28 protein-coding genes and 2 pseudogenes are annotated in these 26,211 nt (G+C 44.2%); 17 read left to right on the top strand and 13 right to left on the bottom strand.

Translation table 11 applies throughout. The annotated features are described in order from the left end of the window. Window positions 1-183: 183 nt before the first annotated feature. Window positions 184-1,146 carry a MerR family transcriptional regulator gene (locus ACRRSW_RS22295; RefSeq protein ID WP_432460495.1) on the bottom strand — a complete coding sequence of 321 codons (963 nt, stop codon included), beginning with the start codon at window positions 1,144-1,146 and terminating at the stop codon, window positions 184-186. 386 nt (window positions 1,147-1,532) lie between these two features. On the opposite strand from ACRRSW_RS22295, the gene ACRRSW_RS22290 reads away from it, so the two are divergent. The 7 genes from ACRRSW_RS22290 to ACRRSW_RS22260 all read left to right on the top strand — a co-directional run bounded on the left by ACRRSW_RS22290 (window position 1,533) and on the right by ACRRSW_RS22260 (window position 7,165). Further along, window positions 1,533-1,805 carry a type II toxin-antitoxin system HigB family toxin gene (locus tag ACRRSW_RS22290; RefSeq protein ID WP_432455370.1) on the top strand — a complete coding sequence of 91 codons (273 nt, stop codon included), beginning with the start codon at window positions 1,533-1,535 and terminating at the stop codon, window positions 1,803-1,805. 49 nt (window positions 1,806-1,854) lie between these two features. Next, window positions 1,855-2,277, top strand: coding sequence for a helix-turn-helix domain-containing protein (locus ACRRSW_RS22285; RefSeq protein WP_432455371.1), 423 nt, complete (start codon window positions 1,855-1,857; stop codon window positions 2,275-2,277). Window positions 2,278-2,714: 437 nt separating this feature from the next. Continuing rightward, a complete protein-coding gene (locus ACRRSW_RS22280) occupies window positions 2,715-3,005 on the top strand; it encodes a helix-turn-helix domain-containing protein (protein ID WP_432460494.1) in 291 nt (96 codons plus the stop codon). Further along, complete coding sequence (locus ACRRSW_RS22275) at window positions 2,995-4,320, top strand: type II toxin-antitoxin system HipA family toxin (RefSeq protein ID WP_432460493.1); 1,326 nt, start codon at window positions 2,995-2,997, stop codon at window positions 4,318-4,320. The genes ACRRSW_RS22280 and ACRRSW_RS22275 overlap by 11 nt, the downstream gene beginning before the upstream one ends. Window positions 4,321-4,392: 72 nt before the next feature. Then, window positions 4,393-5,397, top strand: a complete 1,005-nt coding sequence (locus ACRRSW_RS22270; protein WP_432460492.1) for a YecA family protein — start codon at window positions 4,393-4,395, stop codon at window positions 5,395-5,397. Window positions 5,398-5,407: 10 nt separating this feature from the next. After that, on the top strand, window positions 5,408-6,526 hold the full coding sequence (locus ACRRSW_RS22265) for a hypothetical protein (RefSeq protein ID WP_432460491.1): 1,119 nt from the start codon (window positions 5,408-5,410) through the stop codon (window positions 6,524-6,526). Between the two features lie 342 nt (window positions 6,527-6,868). Beyond that, window positions 6,869-7,165, top strand: a complete 297-nt coding sequence (locus ACRRSW_RS22260) for a transcriptional regulator (RefSeq protein ID WP_432460490.1) — start codon at window positions 6,869-6,871, stop codon at window positions 7,163-7,165. A gap of 331 nt (window positions 7,166-7,496) precedes the next feature. On the opposite strand, the gene fic is transcribed toward ACRRSW_RS22260, so the two are convergent. The 3 genes and pseudogenes from fic to radC (ACRRSW_RS22245) all read right to left on the bottom strand — a co-directional run bounded on the left by fic (window position 7,497) and on the right by radC (ACRRSW_RS22245) (window position 10,834). Then, entirely contained in the window at window positions 7,497-8,600 is a 1,104-nt protein-coding gene (fic, locus tag ACRRSW_RS22255; protein ID WP_432460489.1) for a protein adenylyltransferase Fic, read from the bottom strand. 632 nt (window positions 8,601-9,232) lie between these two features. Next, window positions 9,233-10,150 (bottom strand): annotated as a pseudogene (gene istA / locus ACRRSW_RS22250) (IS21 family transposase); the annotation flags it as partial. A 210-nt stretch (window positions 10,151-10,360) separates the two neighbouring features. Beyond that, window positions 10,361-10,834, bottom strand: coding sequence for a RadC family protein (gene radC / locus ACRRSW_RS22245; RefSeq protein WP_136996110.1), 474 nt, complete (start codon window positions 10,832-10,834; stop codon window positions 10,361-10,363). A 207-nt stretch (window positions 10,835-11,041) separates the two neighbouring features. On the opposite strand from radC (ACRRSW_RS22245), the gene ACRRSW_RS22240 reads away from it, so the two are divergent. Together ACRRSW_RS22240 and ACRRSW_RS22235 are read left to right on the top strand one after the other, a co-directional pair. Next, window positions 11,042-12,616 carry a DUF262 domain-containing protein gene (locus ACRRSW_RS22240; protein ID WP_432460488.1) on the top strand — a complete coding sequence of 525 codons (1,575 nt, stop codon included), beginning with the start codon at window positions 11,042-11,044 and terminating at the stop codon, window positions 12,614-12,616. Window position 12,617: 1 nt separating this feature from the next. Next, on the top strand, window positions 12,618-13,109 hold the full coding sequence (locus tag ACRRSW_RS22235; RefSeq protein WP_432460487.1) for a HEPN domain-containing protein: 492 nt from the start codon (window positions 12,618-12,620) through the stop codon (window positions 13,107-13,109). A 33-nt stretch (window positions 13,110-13,142) separates the two neighbouring features. Here the strand turns inward: ACRRSW_RS22235 and ACRRSW_RS22230 are convergent, their stop codons facing one another. The 3 genes and pseudogenes from ACRRSW_RS22230 to ACRRSW_RS22220 form a co-directional block, all read right to left on the bottom strand. After that, window positions 13,143-14,729 carry a DNA cytosine methyltransferase gene (locus ACRRSW_RS22230; RefSeq protein WP_432460486.1) on the bottom strand — a complete coding sequence of 529 codons (1,587 nt, stop codon included), beginning with the start codon at window positions 14,727-14,729 and terminating at the stop codon, window positions 13,143-13,145. A 148-nt stretch (window positions 14,730-14,877) separates the two neighbouring features. Further along, window positions 14,878-15,381, bottom strand: a pseudogene (locus ACRRSW_RS22225) (site-specific integrase); the annotation flags it as partial. 278 nt (window positions 15,382-15,659) lie between these two features. Further along, window positions 15,660-16,520 (bottom strand): YicC/YloC family endoribonuclease, encoded by an 861-nt coding sequence (locus ACRRSW_RS22220; RefSeq protein ID WP_432460485.1) that lies wholly within the window; start codon window positions 16,518-16,520, stop codon window positions 15,660-15,662. Between the two features lie 125 nt (window positions 16,521-16,645). Between ACRRSW_RS22220 and rph the strand changes: the two genes are divergently transcribed. Then, window positions 16,646-17,362: a ribonuclease PH gene (gene rph, locus ACRRSW_RS22215; RefSeq protein ID WP_432460484.1), complete on the top strand. Its 717-nt coding sequence runs from the start codon at window positions 16,646-16,648 to the stop codon at window positions 17,360-17,362. Between the two features lie 14 nt (window positions 17,363-17,376). Continuing rightward, the gene (gene pyrE, locus ACRRSW_RS22210; RefSeq protein WP_432456123.1) at window positions 17,377-18,021 is read left to right on the top strand and encodes an orotate phosphoribosyltransferase; all 645 of its coding nucleotides are present in this window, start codon (window positions 17,377-17,379) and stop codon (window positions 18,019-18,021) included. Between the two features lie 63 nt (window positions 18,022-18,084). Here the strand turns inward: pyrE and ACRRSW_RS22205 are convergent, their stop codons facing one another. Beyond that, window positions 18,085-18,753, bottom strand: coding sequence for a potassium channel family protein (locus ACRRSW_RS22205; protein WP_432455383.1), 669 nt, complete (start codon window positions 18,751-18,753; stop codon window positions 18,085-18,087). Window positions 18,754-18,962: 209 nt separating this feature from the next. Here ACRRSW_RS22205 and ACRRSW_RS22200 point away from each other — a divergent pair, with 209 nt between their 5' ends. After that, on the top strand, window positions 18,963-19,418 hold the full coding sequence (locus tag ACRRSW_RS22200) for a hypothetical protein (RefSeq protein ID WP_432455385.1): 456 nt from the start codon (window positions 18,963-18,965) through the stop codon (window positions 19,416-19,418). Between the two features lie 63 nt (window positions 19,419-19,481). Here the strand turns inward: ACRRSW_RS22200 and mscS are convergent, their stop codons facing one another. The 4 genes from mscS to coaBC form a co-directional block, all read right to left on the bottom strand. Next, window positions 19,482-20,312 (bottom strand): small-conductance mechanosensitive channel MscS, encoded by an 831-nt coding sequence (mscS, locus tag ACRRSW_RS22195; RefSeq protein ID WP_432460483.1) that lies wholly within the window; start codon window positions 20,310-20,312, stop codon window positions 19,482-19,484. Between the two features lie 294 nt (window positions 20,313-20,606). Then, window positions 20,607-21,200, bottom strand: a complete 594-nt coding sequence (gene slmA, locus ACRRSW_RS22190) for a nucleoid occlusion factor SlmA (protein WP_432455387.1) — start codon at window positions 21,198-21,200, stop codon at window positions 20,607-20,609. Window positions 21,201-21,250: 50 nt separating this feature from the next. Next, window positions 21,251-21,706 (bottom strand): dUTP diphosphatase, encoded by a 456-nt coding sequence (gene dut / locus ACRRSW_RS22185; protein WP_432455388.1) that lies wholly within the window; start codon window positions 21,704-21,706, stop codon window positions 21,251-21,253. Between the two features lie 5 nt (window positions 21,707-21,711). Further along, entirely contained in the window at window positions 21,712-22,977 is a 1,266-nt protein-coding gene (coaBC, locus tag ACRRSW_RS22180) for a bifunctional phosphopantothenoylcysteine decarboxylase/phosphopantothenate--cysteine ligase CoaBC (protein WP_432460482.1), read from the bottom strand. Window positions 22,978-23,054: 77 nt separating this feature from the next. Here coaBC and radC (ACRRSW_RS22175) point away from each other — a divergent pair, with 77 nt between their 5' ends. The 5 genes from radC (ACRRSW_RS22175) (at window position 23,055) to mutM (ending at window position 25,688) form a co-directional block, all read left to right on the top strand. Then, entirely contained in the window at window positions 23,055-23,729 is a 675-nt protein-coding gene (gene radC, locus ACRRSW_RS22175; protein WP_432455389.1) for a RadC family protein, read from the top strand. Between the two features lie 133 nt (window positions 23,730-23,862). Next, window positions 23,863-24,099 (top strand): 50S ribosomal protein L28, encoded by a 237-nt coding sequence (gene rpmB / locus ACRRSW_RS22170; RefSeq protein ID WP_432455390.1) that lies wholly within the window; start codon window positions 23,863-23,865, stop codon window positions 24,097-24,099. Window positions 24,100-24,122: 23 nt separating this feature from the next. Beyond that, window positions 24,123-24,278, top strand: a complete 156-nt coding sequence (gene rpmG, locus ACRRSW_RS22165) for a 50S ribosomal protein L33 (RefSeq protein WP_285762680.1) — start codon at window positions 24,123-24,125, stop codon at window positions 24,276-24,278. Window positions 24,279-24,414: 136 nt separating this feature from the next. Beyond that, window positions 24,415-24,876, top strand: a complete 462-nt coding sequence (locus ACRRSW_RS22160) for a hypothetical protein (RefSeq protein ID WP_432460481.1) — start codon at window positions 24,415-24,417, stop codon at window positions 24,874-24,876. Beyond that, window positions 24,876-25,688 (top strand): bifunctional DNA-formamidopyrimidine glycosylase/DNA-(apurinic or apyrimidinic site) lyase, encoded by an 813-nt coding sequence (mutM, locus tag ACRRSW_RS22155; RefSeq protein WP_432460480.1) that lies wholly within the window; start codon window positions 24,876-24,878, stop codon window positions 25,686-25,688. The genes ACRRSW_RS22160 and mutM overlap by 1 nt, the downstream gene beginning before the upstream one ends. 37 nt (window positions 25,689-25,725) lie before the next feature. Here mutM and coaD read toward each other — a convergent pair whose 3' ends face one another. Then, a complete protein-coding gene (gene coaD, locus ACRRSW_RS22150) occupies window positions 25,726-26,211 on the bottom strand; it encodes a pantetheine-phosphate adenylyltransferase (RefSeq protein ID WP_432455393.1) in 486 nt (161 codons plus the stop codon).

Raw genomic sequence — 26,211 nt, 5'->3', positions numbered from 1 at the left:
GATTTTATCGAGTAGAGTTTGCCGATTTTCTAGTGTTCTTTTTAATAGCCATCTGCCAACGCAGAAAGGCGCGCTTATTTATATGGGTATCATGGTGTCCAATTTTATAGGGATTGGCTGGAAATGGATATCATAGGGTCTGTTCTTTCCAGCCGTGCAGGGTTTGCTATAAAGGGCGTCGCATTACGCTCCTTTCTGTAGCACAAACATGTGGTAAGCAAACTCGCTTAAGTAGCGCTCATAAATCGTAATCTCTCGCTCTATATCGGCAATGGCCGCTGAGTCCGGCAGGCTCGATTTGAGTTGCGCAACACGCGCTTTAAGTGGTTGGTAATAATTGAGCCAGGCTTGTTCACTTAGGGTGAAATGGTCAATTACTTCAAAGCCTGCTTGGCGCATTTGCGCCAAGCGTTTTGGTACTCTTTGCATATCGGGGTATTCTTGTTGCCAGAATGCCAAGGCCTCAGGGCTTGGGTTGTCGGTTAACCAAACCAAGTCACTGAGTACCATACAGCCATTCTCTGTAAGTAACGGTCGCCACTGTGTTAACGCTTGTTCGACCCCCATAATGTAAGCCGAGCCCTCTGACCAAACACAATCAAAGCTCGAAGCTGAAAACGGCAGTTCGGTCATGCTGGCGCAGCTCAGGGTAACCCGCGAGCCTAATTGTTGCTCAGCAAGGCGCTCGCCAAGTTCATCGAGGGCGCTTTGTTCGTTATCTACCGCGACAATCTGTGCGTTGGTATGTTGCTCTAATAACCGGGTAGAAAAGCCTTTACCACAGCCAATATCAATGATGCTTTGCGGCTCGATGGGGAGTGATAACAAAGCCTTAAGCGAGTCATCATCGGTACCGGGCCCCCAGTGCTCTAAATTTTGGAACACCGTCATAAAGTCGGCCATGTATTGCTCGTGTGCGTTCATATCTTTTGACAACCATTTCAAATGCAAAGCCTGTTTTTCATTAAAGCCTTGCTGCCTTAACCAATCCAGATGAGCATCTGGCGCTAGTTGATTGGTCTGTTGATGCCAAGCTCGCAGTGAACCTTCACCCAGTAGGGCCGCTAATAAGCCTCGTGCTTGCTGCTTTTGAGTGATGTCTTCATCCAACTGGCGTAAGCGTTGCTCCAACCGCGAGCGTTCCACCTTGGCTTCTAAGCAGGCCTTATAAAATGGGTCAGAGTCATTTTAAAATCACTAGCGCCTTTTAGTGCCTCACTCATTCACCTATAAGTGACGATTTAAGGGTAGTCTGAATTCCTAGCAAGTGAATACTTAAGCCTCAAAACACTAAATCACCACCCTTTTTAGTTTGAATAATTCGCTTAATCTAGGTTTGGATCTGAATGTAGATTTAAATAATAAACCCTTTGTAAACCAAAAGCTTGCAACGCTAATTATCTTTGCTGCTCATTGTTAACCACCACTAGTTACTTTGCTTCAAATTTGAATAATTTCTTGATGTTCACATATGGTGAACTAAACTTGGCTTAGGTATAGTGTTCACATATAGTGAACAGGCTGGATAGTACATGCACGTTATAAGTAAGCAACCTTTTGAAAATGCGAAAAAACGCTATCCAAACGATTCCGATGCACTAGATGCAACGTACAAGGTGTTAAAAGAGAGTAAAGCAAAAAGCCCGGATGAGCTACGAAAAGTATTTCCCTCATTAGACAACTTTAAATATGTTGATAAGTGGTGGGTGATTGATATTGGTGGTAACAACCTTAGGCTTATTGCATTTATCGAATTTGTAGGAAGTCGATGCTTCATTAAGAACATTGTCAGCCATGCCGAGTAAGACTGCATTACAAAGCAATACCGTGAAAAGAAGCTGAAAAGGTAACCCTATGTTAGATATCGCAGTTTTAGACAAAGTCGCTAACCAACTGAGCCAAGTCATGCCTTGGGTGAGTGGTATCTCTTCACCAGAGCAATATCAAGAGCTGATTGCCACGATGGAAGTACTTATCGAAGATTATGATGCTCATCAGCCAGTGATCGACTTGATGTTTCCGGTGATTGAAAGGTATGAAGCAGAAGCGGAACAGTTTAGTGAATTTAATCAAGCTATCGAAAAACTAGAGCCCGGCATCGCCATGCTAAGAGTTATCATCGATCAGCATCAATTGACCTTAAGTGACTTGAAAGAAGAGATTGGTGCAAAATCGACGGTATCAATGATCTTGAATGGGAAGCGCTCTCTAACACTCAACCACATTAAGGCACTATCGGCGCGTTTTGGTGTGCCAGCTTCATTGTTTATCGGTTAGTGGCCGTTTGAAGAGTATAAAAGGGGTCAGAGTCATTTTAAAATCACTAGCGATTTTTAGTACCTCACTCATTCGCCTATAGGTGACGATTTAAGGGTAGTTTGAATTCCTGGCAAGTGAATACTTAAGCCTCAAAACACTAAATCACCACCCTTTTTAGTTTGAATAATTCGCTTAATCTAGGTTTGGATCTTCTCATTGATTAATAATTTAAAATCAAACAACCATCAATTTAACCACTTGTAATTCGCCTCTTAGATACAAGCCTATTAGGCGATGAATTACGTTAACTCAACCTCTTGCCTAACGCAAAGTATCAGCTTTTACTATCCTTCTCCAGTCATGTGATTATCATCCATATTTTTATGGATATTACTGTATCCATAAATAAGAAGGTATAGCTATAATAGACATTATTGTATCCGATAAGGCTGCGTATGAACTTTTCACTTTTAGATGACACCGATGTAAGTCAAGCTTTTGCTACTCATCTGCGGGGCTTACGCAAACAAGAGAAGCTATCGCGAGAGGCACTGGCCCAGCGCAGTTGTGTCCCTGCTTCGACCATAAAAAAGTTTGAGCTCACCGGGCAAATATCATTTCGTCAGCTGCTGCTTTTGTGGCAGTCGTTGGATTCACTAGACAGGCTTTATCAATTAACACAAGCAACGGTTGACCGTAGCGCTTTACCGACCAGTATAGAAGAGGTGCTTAAAGATGAGCTTTAAATCCATTCAAAAGTTGAATGTGGAGCGCACTCTCACAACGGGCGAAACTGTATTGGTGGGTATATTAGCGCAAAATCGCCAAGGTGTTTTCTTTCAGTACGATGAAAGTTATCTAAGCAGGTTTGGCAATTTATCTCCTTTTACGCTTCAAGGTGATACGCGATTACAGCAAGCACCGAAAGAGCCTCACCAAGGCATTCACGGCGTGTTTGGTGATAGTCTTCCCGATGGTTGGGGGTTGCTGTTGCAAGATCGTGTGTTTCGCCAACAAGGTATAATACCTGCACAAGTAACAGCAATGGATAGACTGGCGTTTGTTGGCCAGCAAGGAATGGGGGCATTGTCTTTTACCCCTGTATCTGAGTTCTCATTCGATCAGCGAACAGATATTGATTTAGCAACACTGGGCTTAGAAGCGCAAACCTTATTTGACCAGTCCACTCTTGACTACAAAGAGACTGACGATTTAGACGGTAGCACTCAGCAAGTGTTAGCCGCATTAGTCGCTGGTGGTAGTTCGGGTGGGGCAAGACCAAAAGCGCAAATTTATATGCCTGCTGGAGACGCGACGCAATGCCGCACCTATGCACAGCCTCGTGATGAAGCATGGTTAGTTAAGTTTACTTCGAAGAACTTAGCCTTGGGCCATGAAGAAGGTTTATGTGAAGCGGCCTATTTACAAATGGCTGAGCTGGCAAAATGTCAGCCACCGACTTGGCAGTTAATTGAAGCGCCAGCAAGTAGCGGCGCTAAAGCATGGCTTGCGTTAAAGCGTTTCGATTATTTACCCGCGCAGGAGAAGGCTGGGCGTTTACATATGCACAGTGCTTGCGGCTTATTGGATGCCGACTTTCGAAGCCCGAGCTTAGACTACAGCGATCTAATTAAAGCCAGTCGTCAACTGTGTAAGTCACCTGCTGCCGGGCAACTTCAATTTCGACGCGCAATGTTTAACTTATTGGCCGCGAACCAAGACGATCACAGTAAAAATTGGGGCTTTTTACAAGCCGATGATGGCAGTTGGCAACTCGCACCATTTTACGATGTAACCTTTAGCCCTCACCCTTTTAATGAACATGCCACCGCCTTTGCCGGGTACGGAAAAGCGCCACCACTCAAAGTGATGCAAAAGCTAGCGGCCAGTGCTGGCTTGGCTAATTGGAAGGAAGCGCAGCAATGTATTCAAGAGGTAGTGGATGCCATTAGTCTGTTTAGGCAGCTTGCTGAGCCACACGGGGTGAGTAAGACCACTGTGTTAGCGATAGAAAAAACACTCGCAGAGCGTAAGCAAGAAAATTCGGCACTTTTAGCTTGAGATGATGTTGGTTTGAGGTGACGTTTTTTAACGTGACGTAGCATTAAGATAAATAAGACGAGTAAGTAAAGCATGAAACCAGGTCGAAATGAACCTTGCCCTTGTGGCAGCGGTAAAAAATACAAACGTTGCTGCATGAACAGTCTCTCTAAGCAGCACGCATCTATGCTGGATGATATTGAGCAAGTAGTCGCAATGAACCCTAACTTGTCTTTAGAAGAACTCAATATCGTTGCAGAACAAAAAATGAAGGCGGCTAATGAACGGCCTCATCCTGACTTTTGTGGCCTTTCGCCAACACAAATGAGTAATTGGTTATATGCGCCTTTCAGTGAGTTGGAAGGGGTACTAATACACACGCTAGACGACCTTAAGGCCTGTCCTGTGATGCGTTACTTAACATTGATATTAGATGAAGCGATGCAAAACGATGGCTCGTTTAAAGCCACCACCAAAGGCAACTTGCCAACAAAAGTCGTTAAACAAGCCAGTGAATTGTTGCCAGAGTTTGCCGTTGCTCAATTCGAACGTGACATCAGTATCAGCGAGTTTGCGGGCAGTAACGAAGATAAGTTTAATGCATTGCATTACACCCGAGTGCTAGCAGAGATTGCAGGTATCATCTATCGTCGAAGTGGGCGCTATCATGTTAAAAAAGCAGCTCAAAAGCAGTACCTAACGCATGGTATACAGGCGTTCTTTATCCCCATGCTCGAAGCGGCAAGCTCTCAGTACAATTGGGGCTACCTAGATGGCTGGGAGCACGATATTGACCTAAGAACCTTCTGGTTGTTTATGCTGTGGCGAATACAAAGCCACAACAGTTTGGAGCAGCTTGTTAAAGAGGTGATGACAGCTTTTCCTGATTTGCAACAGGCTTTCTCTACGGATGATTACTTCTCGCCAGAAAGAAACTTAAGCATGCTCATTGAAAATCGGTTTATTGAGCGATTTTTACAGTTTTGGGGATTTATTATCATCGATCCGAGATGTTATTTAAACGGTGAACTTGTCGCCAGAGTGGTTCAGGTTCAGCCTTTGTTAAAGCAAACCTTTCAATTCACCATCAATTCATAAAAAGGTCATCGTGAGCGAATATCAATACTATCGATTTGAGTGTCTGGATGGGCACTTAGACAGTAAAGCGCTCCAAGCGCTCAACGTTATTTCAAGCCGTGCCAACATCACGGCAAGGTCTTTTCAAGTACATTATAACTACAGTGATTTAAAAGCAGAGCCGAATGAGCTGATGCTAAAGTACTTTGATATCGGTTTTTATTACGCCGACTGGGGCTCTATCTATGTTTACATTAAACTGCCCGCAGGGACGATACGGGATGCGATGTTTGAGTTTTCAAGCGACGAACTTTATCTTCATCAAACTGACGAGTGGCAACTACTTGTTTTCTCCATTGAGGAGTATTACGAGTATTTTGATGATGAAAGTGCAGAAGATTTTTTCCAACATTTAGCAGGCTTACGCAGTGAGTTAATTCAAGGTGATTGGCGTCTTTTGTATTTTATGTGGCTTAAAGAGTTTGACTCGAATAGCGAACTTGAAGCAATACCTTTAATTCAGTTCGATTTTCAGAATATCAATGAGGGATTATTGGCTTTTGCTGCACTTTACACTATCCCTTTCACTCTGGTTAAAGCGCTTTCTATGATGCTTAAGGCTAAGCCAAGTCACCAAGCCAAACAAAGCCAGTTTCAGTTGGACACATGGCTAAATAATCTCACAGAGGCAGACAAAAACGCGTTAATAAGCGCAATATTTGAACAAGGCCAGTTAACCCGTCACCAAGCCTTAGCCATGACGCGAAAAGAATCTGCCAATAACGATGAAAGCTATCAGTATTGGTTAACGCCCGACGTAATTGCCCCTTATATTGAACAAGCAAAAAACCAATTACAGCAAGAACAAGCCGAAGCATTCGCTAAAAAATTAGCTATCGAAAAAGCGGAAAAAGAAAAAGCGCAGACAGAGATTTATCGCCAGCGTGAGCACTACTGGCAGCAAGTACAAGAGCAAGCGAATCGAACCTGCGCCAGTGGTTACGATGAGGCTTCACGCTATCTGCATCAACTGTTCGAAGCCCACCAGTTTAAAGCGGATGAAGCGGCGTTTGAGCAACGCTTTAAGCGCTTTGTTGTGGCGAATAATAGCCGTAAAGCGCTGTTAAACCGGTTAAGTGATTTACTTTAAACGATCAGGTTATAGAACGGTCATAGAGTGTTAGAAAAACTCGCTCAGCATGGATTACCTGAAAGGTTGTATGCCCACCTTTAGGTCTACAGATTGTTACCCATAAAGTAAGGTTGAGTAGACCTCGGGATCCTAGTTAAGGTTTTTCTACCATCTCACACTTTTACGCGCATAAAAGTGTGGAATTTAGGATTTTTACGCGCATAAAAGTGTCGTTTGGTGGCTTTTGGTATTCAGGGCCTCGTATCATCGCCTTAGCCATCGCGCAAACTAAACCTAAAAGTAGGATATTAATCCAATTGTGGTCATTAAAATAGGAATACAGTCCCATTGGTTGCTGCTATGGCTAAGCGTGATTTACACAATGTGCTGTTTCCAAAGCAGCGTAAAACCCTGACTCATTTTGGTGAAGACTTGTTGTTGGCGATGAAACGACGTGGTTTTACAAAAAAGCTGCTGTGTGAGCGCACTGGCTTTGATCAGAAAACCGTGAACAAAGTCTTCGCTGGTGATCTGGGCGTTTCCATAGGCACTTACTTAAAGGTAATGGCGGTACTTGGTATGGAGAGCAACTTTGCGGAAATGGCCGCTCACGACGAAAAACACTTATTCTATGTTTTGGATCTGCTCATTGAGTAGCGACCTAGACCCTAACAAACTCTATAACTTACCGAAAATAAACCGTTCAAAAATGCCTGTTTGCCCACCACTTGCCTCTGGATTTTACTAAATCTTAGTGGTTAGCAATGGAAAAACAGTGCCGTTTTTATGCTGCTGTTAATGTTAAAACATAGCAGTTTTGAAAGGCTTTATCGAGCACGATTTCCGTCAACATAGCTTGGCCATTTTTCGCTTGTTCTATGTGACATGGGTGTTAGTCAGGCAGAAAAACTCTGCCCACATTTTGGATCGGACCTATTCTCCTCGCCATCTGTCCTACTTTGCGGGAGACGGAAGGACATTTTTACGCTCAAAAAGCGTTGAGACTATTACTATCTTTTGTCATTAACGTCATCAATCGAGGGTGTACAAATAATTTTTCCTTACCGGAATTTATTTCTTGCAGCACACCAATATCCGCTAACTGCTTTAAATACGTTGAAGCAGTTTGGCGTTTTGCAATGTCACGTTCAACTAGATTATTGATACGGCAGTAGGGTTGTTCAAAAATAAGCTGAACAAGCTCATAGCTATATATTTTAGGTAGCTGTGCTTTTATGTAATCGGTTGTACTTTCCATAAGTGCCCTAATCGCTGTGATTTTATCACTAGTCCAAATGGCAGTTTGCTCGACACCTTTTAGCATAAATAACAGCCAATCTTCCCAATTCTGATCTTTGGTCACTTGGTTCAATAGGCGATAATAGTCTTGTTTGTTATGAACGATGAAACGGCTTAAGTACAAAATAGGTAGCGTTAAAAGACCGCATTCAATAAGGTACAAAACATTTAAAATACGTCCTGTTCGACCATTCCCATCATAAAATGGGTGTATAGCTTCAAATTGATAATGGCTAACAGCCATCTTTATTAATGGATCTATATCATCGTCATCATGAAGAAATCGCTCCCAGTTAGTTAACAAGTCGCGGATAACGTTCTCTCCCGCAGGCGGGGTATAGATAATTTCTCCAGTCGTCTGGTTGCCTATAAAAGTCCCCGGTACTTTACGAATATCCATTTCGGAGTGCTTTAACGTACTACATACTTCAATGGTAGTCGCTGTGCAAAGCGGCTTTCTTTCAAGTTGTATATAACCTTGATATAACGCTGTTCTGTAGCGTAAAGCTTCCTTTGTTGCATGATCAGCGCCTTTATCTTCTAGCGCATACTGAAAAAGCTTATCGGTAGTGGTGACAATATTTTCAATTTCTGAACTGTCTTTTGCTTCCAGCAAAGGCAATAAGTTAATTAGCATGCTTTGGTTAGGTATGAGTTCCCCTGCCTTTTTTAATTCTGCTACAGCGGCGCGTGCAGAAATACAGGCTTTCAGAACGGCCTTCGTTTCTATGGAATTTAGATTTGGCGGCAATGTGGGTAATTGGTTGTAAGGTTGCTCTGCTTGCCAGGTCATGTTTAAATTTCCAGTTTATATCGACATAAATGAACTACTGGGTCAGTTTATGTCGATTAGATCGACATATCAATTTTATATGTCGATTTTTTGCTATTTTTTCGACATGACTTTCTTGTATGTCGATACACTCGACATATCAAGACTTAATCAATACGACTCACCAAAACTGAGTTTTGGGTAGGACGTTTCAAAGTAATACGCCATCCCTTGGGCATCTGGGGCGGTATGGGCAAAGCCTTAATTCACGCCATTTAGCCAGACACCAACCCTGCCCACATGGCATTAATTACTTGGGCACTATGTAAAAACTGGGCAGGTCGTTACTGGTACACTCAAAAAGCTGCACTATCTGGGCATGCAGTATGCCGTATCTGCGACCAAGCTAAGTTGGACTTTATCCAACTGCGGGCGTAAATCTGGATCTAGGTACCTTTATGCAATTGCGGCCAACGCATCAGCACAGCCATCAATGGCGAACACAACGGGAAACGTAGTGGCTGTAAGGTGTGTTCGACTAGCTCACTTGTGAGCGCCTTGACCGAGCATAGCGGAGCCTCCCCTCAAAAGTAATTAAGATAATTGATGAGTGATCGCCAATTGGGAGGGATGTCTAGTTATTTTATTGGTGCACTTGTATTCGGCAATGGTAAAAGCGAGAAGCGTTCTTTCTCGAGTAAAACCTGAGGTTTGGTATTTGTCGTGCCATGTATTCTTTGGTGTGCAACGACTTCAAGCCATGCGCTAATGTGACCGTTAGCGACATCGACGGTAAGATCAAGACCATGTTGTTTTAACGTTGCCGCTAGCGGTGTAATAAAACTGCTTTTTAGGTAGGAGTTAAAGCGTTCCACTTTTCTTTTCGTTTTCGCTCGATAGGGCCGACAGGCTTTTGGCTTAAAACCGTATTTCTTAGCAGTAGCAAGTAATTGTGGGTTCCAGCGATGCTCACCTTCACTATAAGCGTCTCTCTCGATCATGATGGCTTTAGCGTTATCGAACAATGCCTCCTTAGGGAAGCCACCAAAAAACTCAAACGCCGCTTCAAGCCCTTGAATCCAATCTTCCTGACGTTCTCGCTCAGAGAAAAGGACGAACGTAGCTCGACTGTAACCCAGTGTCGCCACAAACGCTTTTAGTCGTTTACCATTACGGGTTATGGTCGTAAAGTCGACTTGCATCTGTTGGCCTGGTTCAGTTTCAAAGCGAACAATAGGATCATAATTAGGCTTGGGTTTATATTGCACAACATGCTCTTTGAGCATGGTAATTCCACCTTCATATCCCAATGCTTGAATTTCACGCAATAGCACTGTGGCAGGGATCCAATGTGGTTTAGCCGCTTCAATACGTTCGAGTAAATAAGTTTTATATGGGGCGATTTTACGCGGCTTTTTATCCCGAGGGGAATAAGTCGGCGTTGCTGCTTTTGTTCGTAAATAGTGCCTCACCGTATTTCTTGATATTCCAAGCTCCTTGGCGATACGGCGGATACTGTACCCTTGTCGATATAACACGTGAATTTCCACTAGTTGCTCCTGATTAATCATAGTCCGCCGCTTCATCATTTAAACGTACGAACATTGTGCCTCAGGTGGATCGATTTTCAGTCGGCGTTAGTGGGTCATTTTTACATCGGCGGTAACAGCAGTTCAGTACCAGTCGCTCTGCATGCTCAGGTAGTGTATGACCAGTAAGAAGACTTTCTAGTGACGAGAGCAGTGCATCATTGATACTGATGTCACCATAGTGTTGTTCAATCATAACCAGCCTCGCTCAGCGAACGAGGTGCAGGTTTCGCCCGTTACGATATGGTCCAATACGCGCACATCCACCAGCGCTAAGGCGTCTTTGAGTCTTTCGGTTATACGTCTATCCGCTTGTGAGGGGGTAGAGTCACCAGAAGGGTGGTTGTGAGCCATAATCACTGCTGCTGCATTCACTTCTAACACAGCTTTTACTACTTCTCTTGGGTAGACACTGGCGGCATCGACGGTGCCATGAAAGAGCTCTTTAAACTCAATTAGTCGGTTTTGGTTATCCAGCAGCAGTAAAGCAAACACTTCACGTTCATAGCTGCCGAGTTTGCAGCGTACATACTCTTTGGTCGCATCTGGGCTAATTAAGGCATCACCACGTACGTAGCGCGTGGCGAGTATCTCAGCGGCATGCTCTAGGATTTCATTCTCTTGATAGCGCTGTTGTTTTTTGTAATCAGAATTTTGGGTATTCATTTCAGACTCCTGTCGGATTCAATGATGGGTATTCACATTGATGACATATGCCTGAAGATTTTTTGGTTTGAGATGAACGAGAGTAGTATTGATGGTAACTTATTGTAAATAAATGCCCATATTGAAAAGGTACAAGCAATATGGAACTTAAAGTAATCAATATGAACAGTGATCAAGGAATTTTGGTCTTTATTTGGGTTGAAGAAAATGAATATAAGAGAGTTAACATCATCTGAGTTAGAGAAGACGCAGGCTTTAAGTGAGTTAGGAATTGAATTTGAATTGCTTTATGTCACGGAAACAGGACTAACGAAAAGTATTTTAGATGCAACGTCACCAATCATCGAATTGTTAAAGAATAAGCAGATTCATGATTATGATGCACAATTACCTGGCTCTGAATACAAGGTTATGCTTCCGTGTATTGTTTTGAGCAATGGAAATCTTGAAGAAACAAAGACTTCTTTATATAAAGCGAATACTAGAGGGGATAGTCGATTTTGGCCTGGGCGTTTTAGCCGTTTGGCGTCTGATGGGCAAGCATTTGCTGTATTTATTGAAAATAGTAATATTATACTTTTGAACTTATCTGATAGTCATCCATTGGATACGTCTGATGGTTCTTACTTTTCCGAAATCGTAAATAGAATTGACGTTGACTCCAATGAGCTTGTAGGAACTGTTGGGGTTGGGGAAGATACTAAAGTTGAGAATGATGAAAGTAGTGAAAGTGATCTACCATCACGATTTGAAGTTTCAAGTTATGGTTGGGACAGTGATGTTGAAGGACTTGTGAAACGGCTAAATCGGGGGGATATCAAACTGCCAGGTTTCCAACGAGGTTTTGTCTGGAGTTTAACTGAGCAATCGAGATTTATTGAATCTTTAATTCTTGGTTTGCCTGTCCCAAATATCTTTTTAGCTCAGGATCGTGACTCAAAAACGTTGAACATCATTGACGGACAGCAGAGATTAAAAACACTTCAAAGATATTTAGCAGGAGAGTTCTCGATTTCGAATAGTAAAAAAATTCATGAGGATCTTCGGGGTTGTTATTTCAATTCTGATGTTGCGAAGTCTCCCAAATCAAAAGTATTGGATGATGCTGATGTTAGAACATTAAGTGACTCAGTGCTTCACAGTATTGTTATTCGTCCAGACCCATCGGCGGATAGCCTCCACTATGGGAATGAGTATAACAATGCAGTGATACAAATTTTTAGAAGACTTAATACAAGTGGAAAACCGCTCCAACCTCAAGAAGTGAGGTCGTGTATTTTTTATGGCTCATTTGATGACCTTCTACATAAACTGAATGATATGCCTAGTTGGAGAGCGTTGTTTGGTCCTAAACATAGCCGTTATAAAGATGTTGAAGCAATCTTGAGGTTTATGGCTCTTTACGAAGACCATTGCAATTACAAAGCTCCGATGCCTAGTTTTCTAGATAAATTTATGGAAAAAAACAGAAACATACCACAGGAAAGCTTGAGTGATCTTGAAAGTCTATTTGAACAAATAACCATTATTCTAAGCGACTTTGATTCGAAGATTTTTAAAACGGGAGGTACTTTCCTTTTATCAAAATTTGACTCTGTAATGGTTGGAGTGGCGAAAGCACTTAAAAGTGGAGTGACTTTAGATGAAGATGGTTTAGCTGGACATTTAGAACAGTTATTCACAGATCAACAATATATCAATGCAACAGATGAGTTTATTAATGATACAGAAAATGTAATTGGTAGGATTGATATTGCAATGAAGATATTCTCTGGGGAGTAGTATGTCACGTCATTCTCGCCATAATAGCCACGATAAATATAGAAGTAGAATTGATAGTTTACTTAAGTCATATGTGGCAGAAGATAGCAGTCCTGAAGCTCAAGCTCATAACGCTAAGTATTTAGCGGTCTTAGTATCAGGATACTTAGAGCAAGCTGTAAAAGAGTTGTTGCTGCAATATGCAGCACAAGGCTCAAGGAGGCAGATATCTAGATATGTCGAAGAAACCTGGCCTATTTCAAAAAATATGAATACTGAAAATATTAAAACTATTCTAGGTCAGTTTAATTCCAATTGGAGCGATAACTTTTTGGAGTGGCTAAAAGATAAAGATGATAGGAAAAATGATATAAATTCAGTAGTTAGCTGGAGAAATAGCATTGCTCATGGGCAAGAGTCTAAAACGAATGGTGTTACTCTTGTTTCCGTCCGTAGAGCTTTTTCTACTATTAGTGAGCTAGTCTCGTTTATCGATACCCTAATTAAGTCATGATCAATTAGGGTTGTCTCGACCGAAGCATTTACATCATCGACTCTTTGATGTAAATGTTTGCTTTTGTATTATTTTGGAAATAACGTTACCTAATTTTAGTCCTAATAGTGGAGGAACAGCATTACCAACTTGAGTATATTGAGGTACTTCACTGCGTCTCATAGTTCCCCCTGTAGTTACTTTTGAGCGAAATGTAAATGCATCAGGAAAGGACTGGATTCTAGCCATTTCTCGAACTGTTAAGGTTCGTAGTTCGTTACAATCGTAATGGCATGCATCGTCAGGTATAGACAAAGCCGCAGGGGCTGGTTGATTTTCATCTAGTGCGCGCTGACTTCGTTTTTTTGTCGAGTGTTCTTTCAGGTAACTAATAAAGTCTTCTTTTGCTCTAAAATTTACGTATTCACCTTCTGGAGATACAAATTTATGTGGTTTCAATTCTTTCCAAACTGTATTGTTAAGATGGACTGATCCACCTTTTAAAATGTCAATAACTTGCTTTCTTGCTTCTTGACTGCTTTCTTGAAGTACTTGATAAACCCGAAACCTTCTCTTAACTCGATCGCTATTTTTTCTTGGTAAGTGATTAGATATAAGAGTCGCTTTACCTAAAACATCTGCAAAACTGTCATTTAATGTATTGATAAATTTTGATTTGTTATTTTTATGAGTAAAGCATAAATCATGAATAGCCATTTTCACAGACACCTCTGTACTGCCAACAAGAGGTGCAAGAAATGAATTTCTAAATAACTCTAGATCTTTATCAATGTTAACGTCATAACAGTGATAGTCTTGTATATTGACGTTTTTACCGCCTCTAATACCTTTAAATAGATCTGCGCAAGGGGTAAGTAGTTTGGTTTCATACTCGTTCAAAGACGTAGATATACTTGTATAAATATCCTCTCTAATTGCGAGCATTATGAAACGAGGCCTATTTTGAGGGACACCTACTAATCGTGCATTTATATGTAGACACAATGGTATGTAACCTTGTTTCGCAAAGGTTTTAGCTACTTCAAACCAAGCATAGTATTTTACGCCATCTTCATTAAAAGGTCTTAGTATACCAGAAACGTTTTCGAGAATTACCAGCTTAGGTTTCACCATACCTACAAATTTCGCGAACTCCCAAGGTAATAAATTTTTATCACAGTCTTTTTTTCTTAGTCCTGCCAAACTAAAACTCTGACAAGGTGGTCCTCCGGATACAAGATCGATACCATTGTTTCCGAACCCACTTTTTATATCTTCAAGCAGTTTAGGTTCAGACTCTAACAATTGATTTAGGTGAATGACATTCCCGACCAAAAGGCTTCCTTGTAGTTTTTGGTATTCGTTAGGCATGTCTGTATGCCCTGCACCTAGATCTGGATACTCAAAGGGGTTTTCTCTAAGTCGGTTGCTTAAGTCTGGATATTGACTACTAAGCCAAAAGGTTTTCTTGCTTTTTTTTTCTTGCTTCGAAAGTGAATATAGGTCTTCGCCTAATAAATTATATGCAAACGTTTCGGCTGCCATTGGCGATAGCTCATTAGCTAATGTAAGCTCAAGCCCAGCTCTAGCTAAGCCTAAAGATAATCCGCCACATCCCGAAAACAGCTCAATATGATTCAAATTTATACTCACTTATATAATATTTAGATCTAAATTCTAAAACATTAGGTTTTAAAGGTCCAGGATATTTTCGAAGATTATTCGAAACCCGTTTAAATCCTCTCGTATTCAGTTCAGCTTTAATAACAACTGCCAAGAGTTTGATCGCCTAAACAGACCAGACACTGTCTTTTACTAGCTCAGTGACTTTCTCAAGTGCCTCTCTACGCTCCTCAAGATAATCATAACGGTCATAGATACCTTCAACACCTTTCAACTTGTGATTTAAACAGCGCTCCGCGATATGGCTAGGAACTTTTACCGAAGCGAGTAGGCTACGGCAGGTACGGCGTAGATCGTGAACCGCAAAGTATTTGATATCGCCCATTTTATTTTGTGGTTGTACCTTACGACCGGGCTCTCGTCCGAATAACTTTGAAATAGCTCTGTTCAATGTGTCTTTGCCCATGTGCGGTACTTTACTTTTCCTTCTATTAGGAAAGACGTAATCTGAACCACAAGCACGTACCAGTAGTTCTTGAAACCATAGTACGCAAGACTGAGGAAGAGGAATTGTAAAACCTGTACCTGATTTACTTCTCTCCGCTGGTAAATGCCATAAAGCGTTATCAAGGTCGAACTCAGTCCACTTCGCCTCGGTTAGTTCAGATTTCATCTGAAACGGTAGTTTATTACTGTATTTGGATTAGATATAACACCAAATCGGAAGTCGTCTACTGCTTTTTGTGAACGCAAAGCAAATAATAGGAAGTTTGCTACCGAATTATTCTTCAATGTTTACGGAAGTTGCAGGTTTGTGGAGTCGGTTTTTTACTCGGCAGGGCAAGTTGAGGGTAGTGATATTCGCTAAGTGTTAATGTGTTGGCCTAAACACGTGCTGTCTTAAGCCAACAAATTACACAGGGGCGAACTTGAGCTTTAAATAAGCGGCTACTCTAAGTTCTGGATCTGCTCGCGCATCTGCTCAATTAATACCTTAAGCTCTACCGCAGCTTGGGTGATCTCGGCGTTAATCGATTTAGAGGCGAGGGTGTTGGCTTCGCGGTTAAACTCTTGCATCATAAAATCGAGGCGTCGGCCACAGGCGCCACCCTTTTTAAGGATTTTTTGGGTTTCGCTTACGTGGGAGTCGAGGCGGTCCAGCTCTTCGGCGACGTCTATCTTCTGCGCGACCATGATCATTTCTAGTTCAATACGCTGCGGCTCTAGCTCGTCTTTTACTTCGGCGAGGCGGGTTTTTAAGCGGTCACGCTGCCATTGCATTACGGCGGGCATTTGCTCGCGTACAAAGGCCACTTGCTGGGTAATTTTATCGAGGCGGCTGGTGATCATGGTGGCGGTGTTGGCACCTTCGCTGGCGCGGCTTTCAATAAAGGCTTCTAGGGCCACTAACCAGCCCGCTAAAAGTTCTTTGCTAATGGCGTCGGCGTCTTGCTCTGGGGTTTCCATCACGCCCGGCCAGCGCAGTATGTCGACGGGGTTAATTTGTCCGCCAGCTTGTTGCTGTACCCATTCGGCATTTTTGATGAGCTGTTCGGCGAGGGCTTGGTTAAGCTGCAGTTCGCCACGGCTAGCCTGGTCGGCGTCGAAGCGCAGGTTACATTCAACTTTGCCACGTTGTAGGGCTTTTCTGATCTTATCTCGCAATACCGGCTCTAGGGCGCGAAACTGCTCTGGCATGCGCCAGTAGGTTTCTAAATAACGTTGGTTTACGCTGCGAATTTCCCATGTGGCACTGCCCCAATCGGCTTTAAGTTGGTGGCGTGCGTAGCCTGTCATGCTGTGGATCATAGTTGAATATCCTCAAAAAATTTGCTCGATTATAGCGGCTATTCGCAGGTTCGTCAGTCTGGGCGTGACCAAGTGCGACAAAAGCCTATATAATAGCCGCGAATTTTCTATTAAAGGTTACTAGCATGCGTCCTAACGGAAGAGCTGTCGAACAAATGCGTCCAATCACCATTACTCGAAACTATACGGCTCATGCCGAGGGATCGGTATTGGTTGAGTTTGGCGATACCAAAGTATTATGTACTGCCTCGGTAGACGATGGTGTACCACGCTTTTTAAAAGGTAAGGGCCAGGGTTGGATTACGGCGGAATACGGCATGTTACCTCGTTCTACCCATAGCCGTATGGGTCGTGAAGCGGCGCGTGGCAAGCAGAGTGGCCGTACTCAAGAAATCCAACGTTTAATTGGTCGCTCGTTGCGTGCTGCGGTTGATTTGAGCGCGCTGGGTGAATATACCATTGTGGTGGATTGTGATGTGATTCAAGCCGACGGTGGCACCCGTACTGCGGCGATTACCGGTGCTTGCGTGGCGCTACAAGATGCCATCTGGTGGATGATTGAGCAGAAAAAATTGAAAGTTAGCCCATTGAAGCAGCTGATTGCTGCGGTTTCGGTGGGAGTGGTTGGTGGTGAGGTTGTCTGCGACCTTGAGTACACCGAAGACAGCGTTGCTGAGACCGACATGAACGTGGTGATGTGTGAAGACGGCAACATGATTGAAGTGCAAGGCACGGCCGAGGGCGCGCCATTTAGCCATCAAGAGCTATTAGACATGCTGGCCTTTGCTAAACAAGGTATTGCCCAAATTAATGCGGCCCAACGTGAAGCCCTTGCGGGTTAATTTGAGAGAGAATGATGAAAGCTTATCAACGCGAGTTTATTGAATTTGCTTTAGCCAAAGGCGTACTAAAGTTTGGCGAATTTACCTTAAAGTCGGGCCGAACCAGCCCTTACTTTTTTAACGCGGGTTTGTTTAATACTGGCCGTGATTTAAACCGTTTAGGTAAGTTTTACGCCGCCGCGCTGCAAGACTCAAACATTGAGTACGACTTAGTGTTTGGCCCTGCGTACAAGGGGATCCCCATTGCCACCACTACCGTGGTGGCCTTAGACGAGCATTACCAAAAGGATGTGCCTTACTGCTTTAACCGTAAAGAAGCTAAAACCCACGGTGAAGGTGGTAGCTTGGTGGGCTCTGAGCTGGCAGGCAAGGTGATGCTGGTGGATGATGTGATTACCGCAGGCACCGCGATTCGCGAGTCGATGGACATTATTAATGCCCATGATGCGGAGTTAGCTGGTGTGCTAATTGCGCTGGATCGCCAAGAGAAAGGTAAAGGTGAGTTGTCGGCGATTCAAGAAGTAGAGCGTGACTACAATGCCACGGTGATTTCTATTGTTAAGCTGGCAGATTTAATCACTTATTTAGAAGAGCAAGGCGATAATCAAACTGCGTTGGCGGCGGTGAGTGCTTACCGTGAGCAATACGGGATCGCTTAAGCAAGCGGACTGTTGCGCGTTCAGTTGAATAAAAGGTGACCATTGGGTCGCCTTTTTTGTTGCTTAGCGTTCGCGCTTAGACATGCGAGCGCCCACTAGGCTTGCCACTAATATTGCCATATAAAATACCCCGAAAATGGCTTCGCTGAAGGTAAAGAAGCGAGTAATTGGCACCTTGGGGGTGATCTCGCCGTAGCCCAAAGTGGTGAGCGTGACAAAGCTGAAGTAGATGAAAGCGTTTATCTGGCTGCTCCAATGCTCTGCGGAAACGCCGCTAAAGGCTTCGGGGAGGTAGCTGTTTAAGATGGTATAGAGGTGGGCCCAGCCTAAACCGACCAGCAGGAAAATACAGATAGCGCCTACCAGCTTATTGGTGTCGATTTCGCCCGTGAATAAGACCTGCTTAAGTGCGGTCCAAGTGCTGATCACTAGATAACAAAATACAAAGCCGAGATAGATACCCGCTAAGCTTTCGGCTTCAAACCACAAATTAAAAATGGCGATTAATGTGGTTGCGAGTAAAAATCCTAAGCCGATGGCAAACCAAAGTTTTTTGCCCTTGGCTTGCCATACGCCTGCGGCGAGCACTAACACCATGGCGGCCTGCAGAAACTTAAAGCCGTCTCCTTGCCAAAATTGGTCAACACAGGCGGCTAAAAAAATGTAGCCAATCAAGGCCAGAGTTAAAAAAATAAAATTATTTTTCTCGCTCCAAATCAGCAGTTTTTTCATTTTATAACCTAGTATGAATCCTTGAATCATGAGGCCTATTTTAGCATTCGCCTCGGTTTCAGCGCTGTTAAAAATTGCTGGTGACTCACAAGATAAAGTGAAGTGCTTCAATGAAGTTGATATACATCAAGCCATAATCGCTTAGCCAAAGCAGATTTTTTAGGCACACTCTACTATAAAGAGAGAGACGATTAGTGGGAGTGCTCATCATGCGATTTAATCAGTTAAGACTATTGCTCGAACATTTTGTGAATTGTCGAGAAGAGATGCGGGTGGTTTATCGACGCTTAGAAATGAATGCGGATGCGGAACGCGTGAGAATGCTGTTAAATTATTTACAACATCAAGAAAAAGAAAATACCGCTCATGTAAAAGATTTTATTAGTCAGGCGAAACCTGAGTTATTAGATACCTGGACCGATATTCGAGCCGAGCACGACTTGGTGGATAAAATGGCCAAGGTGAGCTTGCCTGCGAACATGAGCAGTGATGATGTGATGAGTCTGGCCTTGGATTTAAGTGAGCAGTCTTTAGACTTGCTCAGGCAGGCGAAGGATGGTTTTAGCATGCTGGCAGAGCAGCAATTTTTAGCCAACTTGATCGAGCATCAAGAGAAGCGTCAGCAACAAATGGTGCATGCCACTCATCGTTTGGATGATATTTAAATTGCTATTCAATAAAAAAGCACAGCCTAGTGGCTGTGCTTTTGTTGTTTTAAGAAGCCGAATTTAGCTGGCGACTTTTTCTAAGTGCACATCCATTTGTGGGAATGGAATTTCGATACCCGCTTCGTCTAGGGCATTCTTGATGTTTTCCATCAAGTCGAAACGTGCTGGCCAGTAATCTGCAGAATTTACCCAAGGGCGAACCACAAAGTTCACCGAGCTGTCTGCCAGCTCTAATACCGCAACGGTAATATCAGGATCTTTCAATACCCGGCTATCGGCTTCACATACGGCGCGCAATACTTGTTTGGTTTTGGCCAAGTCGGCTGCGTAGCTGACGCCAACCACCAAGTCGACACGACGCGTTGGGTGAGTCGAGTAGTTAACAATATTGCCGCCTAAAACTGCCGAGTTAGGCACCACAATTTGTTTGTTGTCTGGGGTTTTTAATACCGTGGTAAAAATTTGCACCGAGGCTACCGAGCCAGCAGTACCTGCAATTTCTACGAAGTCACCGGCTTTGAATGGGCGAAAACCAATAATCAGTACGCCTGCCGCAAAGTTAGAGAGTGAACCTTGTAGCGCTAAACCAACTGCTAAGCCTGCGGCACCGATAATCGCGACAAACGAGGCTGTTTGAATGCCAATGCGTGACAGTGCAGCAATAATCACAAAGGCGATAATGGTGTATTTCACCATGGAGCCGACAAAGTGGCTGATGGTGTTATCTAATTTGCGTGCATTCATTAGTTTCTCGATGCTTGCCGCGAGAATTCGCGCGACCAACATACCCACAATCAGAATAATGATTGCCGCAGCAATATTGATGGCGTATTGAACTAGCATTTCTTGGTTGTTTTCGAACCAATTGGTTCCTTGATGAAGTACATCCATGTGTTGAGACCCGTGATGAATTAAAGTTGTTACAAATTTAGCAGTTTTTTCATGACAAACAAGATTATGTTTCGTTTAGTTTTTACGAAGTGCTGCAGGTTTTTGCCCGGATTGAAATCCGCTGCTAAGCACTTTGCTTCGTAGCGCGTTGCTGCAGTCTGCAAAGCCACTTGTCTAGTTTGATGGTGGGGAGTTAATTTATGGTGAGCGCGCGGTGTATGAAAGCCGAGCGAGAGTTTGGGCAGACCCTCACTTCTCGCGAAAATTTGTCGGCTTCATCTGGGAATTAAAGATCTAAGCGCGCATCAGTTGTTGCTTTAGAAAGCCCCAGTGGATGTCAAATTGTTCGGTGGGGGCGAGTTTAAATTCACTACGTACATATTGGCTAATGCGCCCTTCGCTATAGGCGAGGAGTAAGGTGGCAAGGCTGTTTTCTTCAATTAAGAAGCCCTGTCCTTCTCGCAGTCGCCGCTCTCGTAGCACTTGCTTCAGCTGAACTTCTATTTTGTCAAACAGCACACTCACTCGGGCACGTAAACGCTCGTGTTCGCCCTGTAAGGCATCACCAGTAAGAATGCGGCTTAAACCGGGGTTACGTTCAGCAAACCCCAGCAGTAGCATCAGGATGTGCTGACAGCGATTTAGGGTATCTTTTTGCTCTTCTTGAATCAGATTGATCCGAGACAATAAGGTTTCTTCAATAAATTCTATCAAACCTTCAAACATGCGTGCTTTGCTTGGAAAGTGTCGATAGAGTGCGGCTTCTGAAACACCGACTTCTTTGGCTAAATTCGCGGTGGTAATCCGTTGGCCATGGCTGGTCTCTAACATTCTTGCCAAGGCTTGGAGGATCTGTTCGCGGCGATTGCTTTTTGGTTTTCCCGCCATTGTTATAATTATCCTTTTATTATTTATTAGCGTACTGCATCTGAACCAATTTAATGTTTACCTGAATGGCCAAACCCACCTTCTCCGCGTTGGCTTGCATCGAAGTCTTCCACAATCTCGAAGCTGGCTTGCACCACGGGGACAAAGACCAGCTGGGCGATCCGCTCACCGGGTTCGATGGTGAAAGTGCTTTGTCCGCGATTCCAGCAAGACACCATCAACTGCCCTTGGTAATCGGAGTCGATTAAACCCACCAGATTGCCTAAGACGATGCCGTGTTTATGGCCTAAGCCGGAACGTGGCAAGATGGTGGCCGCTAAGCCGGGATCGGCAATATGAATTGCCAAACCAGTAGGAATTAGCTCTGTTTGACCAGGGGCTAGTTCTAGGGCTTGATCCAGACAGGCCCGCAGATCCATGCCTGCCGAGCCGGGAGTCGCGTATTCAGGCAGCGGAAACGTACTGCCAATTCGAGGGTCTAGTATTTTAAGTGCTATTTGTTTCATGCTTATTATTTTATTTGTTGTAAAGAGTAGTGCTCGGCGATCAACGCGAGTAGTTGTTCGGCCAATAAGGTCTTGTCAGCGAGGTCTAATTGCTGTTGTCCATTTGGCCAAAATACCGTTAAGGCATTCTGTTCACTATTAAAGCCCTGTTCGGGATTAGATACGTCGTTGGCCGCAATCATATCTAAGTTTTTGCGCTTTAATTTGTCTTTAGCGTAACTGGCGACATCTTGGGTTTCGGCGGCGAAGCCTACCGTAAACGGCTTCTCTTTTTGGCCGGCGATGGTGGCCACAATGTCTGGATTTTTAACCAGCTGTAGCTGCAGTTGTTGGTCGTCAGTTTTTTTGATCTTTTGTTCGGCAACGGTAGCCACTCGATAATCAGCGACTGCTGCGCAAGCGATGAAGATGTCGCTGCTCGCGGTCTCAGCTAAGGCCGCTTCGAGCATTTGCTGAGCGCTTTCTACGGCGACTTTGCGTACCCCTGCTGGGGTGGCTAAGTTGACTGGCCCGGCGATCAAGCTGACTTCGGCACCTAGTTGTTGAGCGGCTCGCGCTAAAGCAAAGCCCATTTTTCCTGAGCTATGATTACTGATATAACGCACCGGATCAATGGCCTCACGGGTTGGCCCGGCGGTAATCACAACTCTTCGCCCAGCTAAACTTTGCGGCTGGTCTAAGGCCGCGAAATGTTGCTGAATATGTGTTAGCAGTTGAGCTGGTTCAAGCATTCTGCCTGGCCCTACATCGCCACAGGCTTGTTCGCCTTGAGCAGGCCCCCAGATAGGGACGCCGCGTTGCCGAAGGACCGCTAGGTTTGCTTGAGTGGCCGCTGCGAGATACATTTGTTGATTCATGGCTGGCGCGAGGGCGACTGGTGCGCTGGTGGCTTGTAATAAGGTACTCACCAAATCATCGGCGATGCCATGGCAAAACTTTGCAATCACATTGGCTGTGCCGGGGGCCACCAATACTAAATCCGGCCACTTGGCGTAGGCAATGTGGCCCATAGAGCCTTCTTGACTTGGGTCAACCACTTTAAGGCCGACCGCTTCGCCAGAGACAGCTTGCAAAGTTAAGGGAGTGATAAAGTGGGTGGCGTGTTCGGTCATCACTACTTTGACTTGCGCGCCTTGGTCTTTTAAGCGCCGCACCAACTCTGGTATTTTATAGGCTGCAATCCCACCAGAGATTGCGAGCAGAATTTTCTTTCCCGTTAACATGCTGATACCGAAATAATAATCACCGTCTAGTATCGGCAAGCCTACCATAAAACTTAAGTTCTCCGCATAGACAAGACTGCAGATTCGGCTACCTTTATTATATTGACTTTTTTGTAATTAAAATAATGGCTATATCTGATTGGCCTGCCGAGCAGCGGCCTAGAGAAAAATTATTGGCGCAAGGCGCAGCGAGTTTAAGTGACGCAGAGTTATTAGCCATTTTTTTGCGGATTGGTTGCGCTGGAATGGATGCGGTGAGTTTAGCGCAGCATTTACTCCAACAATTTGGTTCGTTACGGGCGATTTTGTCGGCGGATCAGGCAACTTTTTGTGCCGAGCGAGGCATGGGAAGCGCAAAATATGCACAATTACGTGCAACAATTGAAATGAGCCGTCGTTATTTGTTGGCTGAGATCAGTGAAAAAAGTGTGCTGGATAGCGCTGAATCGGCCAAAAATTACCTTTCTATGGAATTATCTCACCAACAACGTGAAGTATTTGCAATATTGCTATTGGATAATCAGCATCGAGTGTTACAATTCGCGCCGTTATTTTTCGGAACGATTGATGCTGCCAGTGTTTATCCACGGGTAGTGGTACAGCGTGTATTAGAAAAAAATGCCGCTGCGGTAATATTTGCCCATAACCATCCTTCGGGTGTGGCCGAACCAAGTTTGGCCGATAGGCAAATTACTACTAAATTAATCAAGGCCTTAGCACTGATTGATGTGCGAGTTTTAGACCATGTTGTTGTCGGCTGTGGAGAGACAATGTCTTTCGCCGAGCGAGGTTGGATCTGATCTTTGTTCAATTTTTAGTTGATCTAGGGTTCTATTTCCTGTATAAAATGCGGCCTTTCTGTCGTCCCGGGCGACGGCCTAACGGGGCATGAACAGATGCTCGAGCAGAAGTATTTATTTGGAGAAGACTGACATGTCTAGAGTATGCCAAGTTACTGGTAAGAAGCCAGCTGTTGGTAACAACGTATCGCACGCAAAAAACCGCACTCGTCGTCGTTTTTTGCCTAACCTTCAATCTCACCGTTTTTGGGTAGAGAGTGAAAAACGTTTTGTTAAATTACGTGTATCGACTAAAGGTATGCGCATCATCGACAAAAAAGGTATCGACGCTATTTTAGCCGAGATGCGTGGTCGTGGTGAGAAGGTATAAGGAACTAAAAAATGGCTAAAGGTATTCGCGAGAAAATTCGTTTGAACTCATCAGCTGGCACTGGTCACTTCTATACCACTGATAAGAACAAACGTAACATGCCTGAAAAAATGGAAATCAAAAAATTTGATCCCGTTGTTCGTAAGCACGTTATGTACAAAGAAGGCAAAATCAAATAGATTTTGGCTTTGATGTAAAGAAGCTCAGCTTAGGCTGGGCTTTTTTTTGGCTTTTTTTCGCCCCGCTGAATGAGTCAGAGGGTTTACTCGTGAATTACTTCCCGCTTATGATGAATGGATAAAAGGGAGATATCCGATGAAAATGAGCCGCCGAGGCTGGAATAACATTATTATCTTTGCCGTTGCGGCGATGATTTTGGTGTTTAAGTATGTCGAGATTAACGATAAGCCGGTGAGTGTTGAGGCAAATGCAGCTCAGCAGCTGTTGCCTGTTGGCGCCACGATTTTGCGGATAGAGCTGCCAGATTTGCTAATTGAACGCTTAGGCACCGAATGGCGCAGTAAGCCCGTAATTGACCACCCTATTGCGGTGGTTGATGCATGGCTGCATGTGCAACTCGAACCTTGGCCAAACGCCGTAGGCGGTGCGGCTCGGAGTCACATTATTCAAGTTTATTTGGCTAATTTAGCGAGTCCTTTACAACTCACCTTGTTTGAATTGGGCGATCAACGGATGATCACCAATTGGCAGGGGCAGTTATTTCAACTTGATCAAGCCAGCTACAGTGCCTTGTTCCCTCATTTAAGTGAAAGCTGATGCCTGAGTTACCCGAGGTAGAGACCAGCCGCCGCGGCATTAGTCCACACTTGCTGCAGCAAACGATTAGCGCGATTGTGGTTCGCCAGCCGCAGTTACGTTGGCCAGTACCCGAATTGATCCAGTGTAATGTGGGTTTGTCCGTGTTAAGCATTCGCCGCCGAGCCAAGTATCTGCTGATTGAAACCGAAGCGGGCTACATTATCATTCATCTGGGGATGTCGGGCAGCCTAAGGGTACTGGAACAAGCGGTTGCAGCGGGAAAACATGATCACCTCGATATGCAATTTGCCAATGGAAAGGTGCTGCGTTTTAATGATCCTCGACGGTTTGGCTGCGTATTGTTTACTCCGCTTCCTTTAGAGGAGCATCAGTTGTTCGTAAACTTAGGCCCGGAACCTTTAGAAGAGGATTTCTCGAGTGCTTATTTAATTGCTAAGGCGGCAACACGTAGTGTGGCGATTAAGCAGTTTATTATGGATAACAAGGTGGTGGTGGGCGTGGGGAATATCTATGCCAATGAAGCCCTATTTCGAACCGGGATCCATCCCAAACGCGCCGCCAACAAGGTTAGTAAAGTTCGTTTAAAACAACTGACCGAAAATATTAAACAAGTATTAGCCGAGGCCATTGAGCAAGGCGGCACCAGCTTAAAAGATTTTACCAATGTGGATGGTAAGCCAGGCTATTTTAAACAAACTTTGGCGGTATATGGCCGTGAAGGTGAGTGCTGTGATTGCTGTGGTGAGCTGATTAAGGCACTACGAATAGGGCAGCGTAATACTTTTTTCTGCCCACATTGCCAGCGCTAATTGAAGTTAAGCAGCAAGCGATGCTGCCCTTCGGTGGTTAATTAGTTGCAAGCTTTTGGGCCACGGCTTCGGCGACATGCGGCGCAACAAAGCGGTTGATATCGCCGCCATGTTTAGCGACTTCTTTAATCAAGCTGGAAGAGATGAAGGAGACGCCTTCGCCAGGCGTTAAAAAAACACTTTCCAGGTTGGGATCTAGCTGTCGATTCATGTCGGCTAGTTGTAATTCGTATTCAAAGTCAGAACCGGTGCGCAGGCCTCGTAACAGGACGCTGGCATTTTGTTGTTTCGCTAAGTTAACTAATAGGCCTGTAAAACCAATCACTTCAATGTTGCTGCTTGTGCCGATGCTTTGCTCAAGTAATTGAACCCGCTCGGTTAAGCTGAACAGCGGTTGTTTACTTGGGCTGGCAGCAACCGCGACGATAACTTTGTCGAACATGCGAGCGGCTCGTTGAATGAGATCGCTATGGCCGTGAGTCACGGGATCGAAGGTGCCGGGGTAAATAACTCGAGTAGTCAT

The organism is Agarivorans sp. QJM3NY_25, assembly GCF_050870875.2.
Lineage (GTDB): Bacteria > Pseudomonadota > Gammaproteobacteria > Enterobacterales > Celerinatantimonadaceae > Agarivorans.
Note: the sequence above shows the minus strand (reverse complement) of the source record. Positions and strands in the feature narration are given on the sequence as shown.

What these genes read in the sequence shown, in the direction of transcription:
- ACRRSW_RS22290 (WP_432455370.1), top strand. Translation starts at nt 1,533, where the DNA reads ATGCACGTTATAAGTAAGCAACCTTTTGAAAATGCGAAAAAACGCTAT.
- ACRRSW_RS22285 (WP_432455371.1), top strand. Translation starts at nt 1,855, where the DNA reads ATGTTAGATATCGCAGTTTTAGACAAAGTCGCTAACCAACTGAGCCAA.
- ACRRSW_RS22280 (WP_432460494.1), top strand. Translation starts at nt 2,715, where the DNA reads ATGAACTTTTCACTTTTAGATGACACCGATGTAAGTCAAGCTTTTGCT.
- ACRRSW_RS22275 (WP_432460493.1), top strand. Translation starts at nt 2,995, where the DNA reads ATGAGCTTTAAATCCATTCAAAAGTTGAATGTGGAGCGCACTCTCACA.
- ACRRSW_RS22270 (WP_432460492.1), top strand. Translation starts at nt 4,393, where the DNA reads ATGAAACCAGGTCGAAATGAACCTTGCCCTTGTGGCAGCGGTAAAAAA.
- ACRRSW_RS22260 (WP_432460490.1), top strand. Translation starts at nt 6,869, where the DNA reads ATGGCTAAGCGTGATTTACACAATGTGCTGTTTCCAAAGCAGCGTAAA.
- fic (WP_432460489.1), bottom strand. Translation starts at nt 8,600, where the DNA reads ATGACCTGGCAAGCAGAGCAACCTTACAACCAATTACCCACATTGCCG.
- radC (WP_136996110.1), bottom strand. Translation starts at nt 10,834, where the DNA reads ATGAATACCCAAAATTCTGATTACAAAAAACAACAGCGCTATCAAGAG.
- ACRRSW_RS22240 (WP_432460488.1), top strand. Translation starts at nt 11,042, where the DNA reads ATGAATATAAGAGAGTTAACATCATCTGAGTTAGAGAAGACGCAGGCT.
- ACRRSW_RS22235 (WP_432460487.1), top strand. Translation starts at nt 12,618, where the DNA reads ATGTCACGTCATTCTCGCCATAATAGCCACGATAAATATAGAAGTAGA.
- ACRRSW_RS22220 (WP_432460485.1), bottom strand. Translation starts at nt 16,520, where the DNA reads ATGATCCACAGCATGACAGGCTACGCACGCCACCAACTTAAAGCCGAT.
- rph (WP_432460484.1), top strand. Translation starts at nt 16,646, where the DNA reads ATGCGTCCTAACGGAAGAGCTGTCGAACAAATGCGTCCAATCACCATT.
- pyrE (WP_432456123.1), top strand. Translation starts at nt 17,377, where the DNA reads ATGAAAGCTTATCAACGCGAGTTTATTGAATTTGCTTTAGCCAAAGGC.
- ACRRSW_RS22205 (WP_432455383.1), bottom strand. Translation starts at nt 18,753, where the DNA reads ATGAAAAAACTGCTGATTTGGAGCGAGAAAAATAATTTTATTTTTTTA.
- ACRRSW_RS22200 (WP_432455385.1), top strand. Translation starts at nt 18,963, where the DNA reads ATGCGATTTAATCAGTTAAGACTATTGCTCGAACATTTTGTGAATTGT.
- mscS (WP_432460483.1), bottom strand. Translation starts at nt 20,312, where the DNA reads ATGGATGTACTTCATCAAGGAACCAATTGGTTCGAAAACAACCAAGAA.
- slmA (WP_432455387.1), bottom strand. Translation starts at nt 21,200, where the DNA reads ATGGCGGGAAAACCAAAAAGCAATCGCCGCGAACAGATCCTCCAAGCC.
- dut (WP_432455388.1), bottom strand. Translation starts at nt 21,706, where the DNA reads ATGAAACAAATAGCACTTAAAATACTAGACCCTCGAATTGGCAGTACG.
- coaBC (WP_432460482.1), bottom strand. Translation starts at nt 22,977, where the DNA reads ATGGTAGGCTTGCCGATACTAGACGGTGATTATTATTTCGGTATCAGC.
- radC (WP_432455389.1), top strand. Translation starts at nt 23,055, where the DNA reads ATGGCTATATCTGATTGGCCTGCCGAGCAGCGGCCTAGAGAAAAATTA.
- rpmB (WP_432455390.1), top strand. Translation starts at nt 23,863, where the DNA reads ATGTCTAGAGTATGCCAAGTTACTGGTAAGAAGCCAGCTGTTGGTAAC.
- ACRRSW_RS22160 (WP_432460481.1), top strand. Translation starts at nt 24,415, where the DNA reads ATGAAAATGAGCCGCCGAGGCTGGAATAACATTATTATCTTTGCCGTT.
- mutM (WP_432460480.1), top strand. Translation starts at nt 24,876, where the DNA reads ATGCCTGAGTTACCCGAGGTAGAGACCAGCCGCCGCGGCATTAGTCCA.
- coaD (WP_432455393.1), bottom strand. Translation starts at nt 26,211, where the DNA reads ATGACTACTCGAGTTATTTACCCCGGCACCTTCGATCCCGTGACTCAC.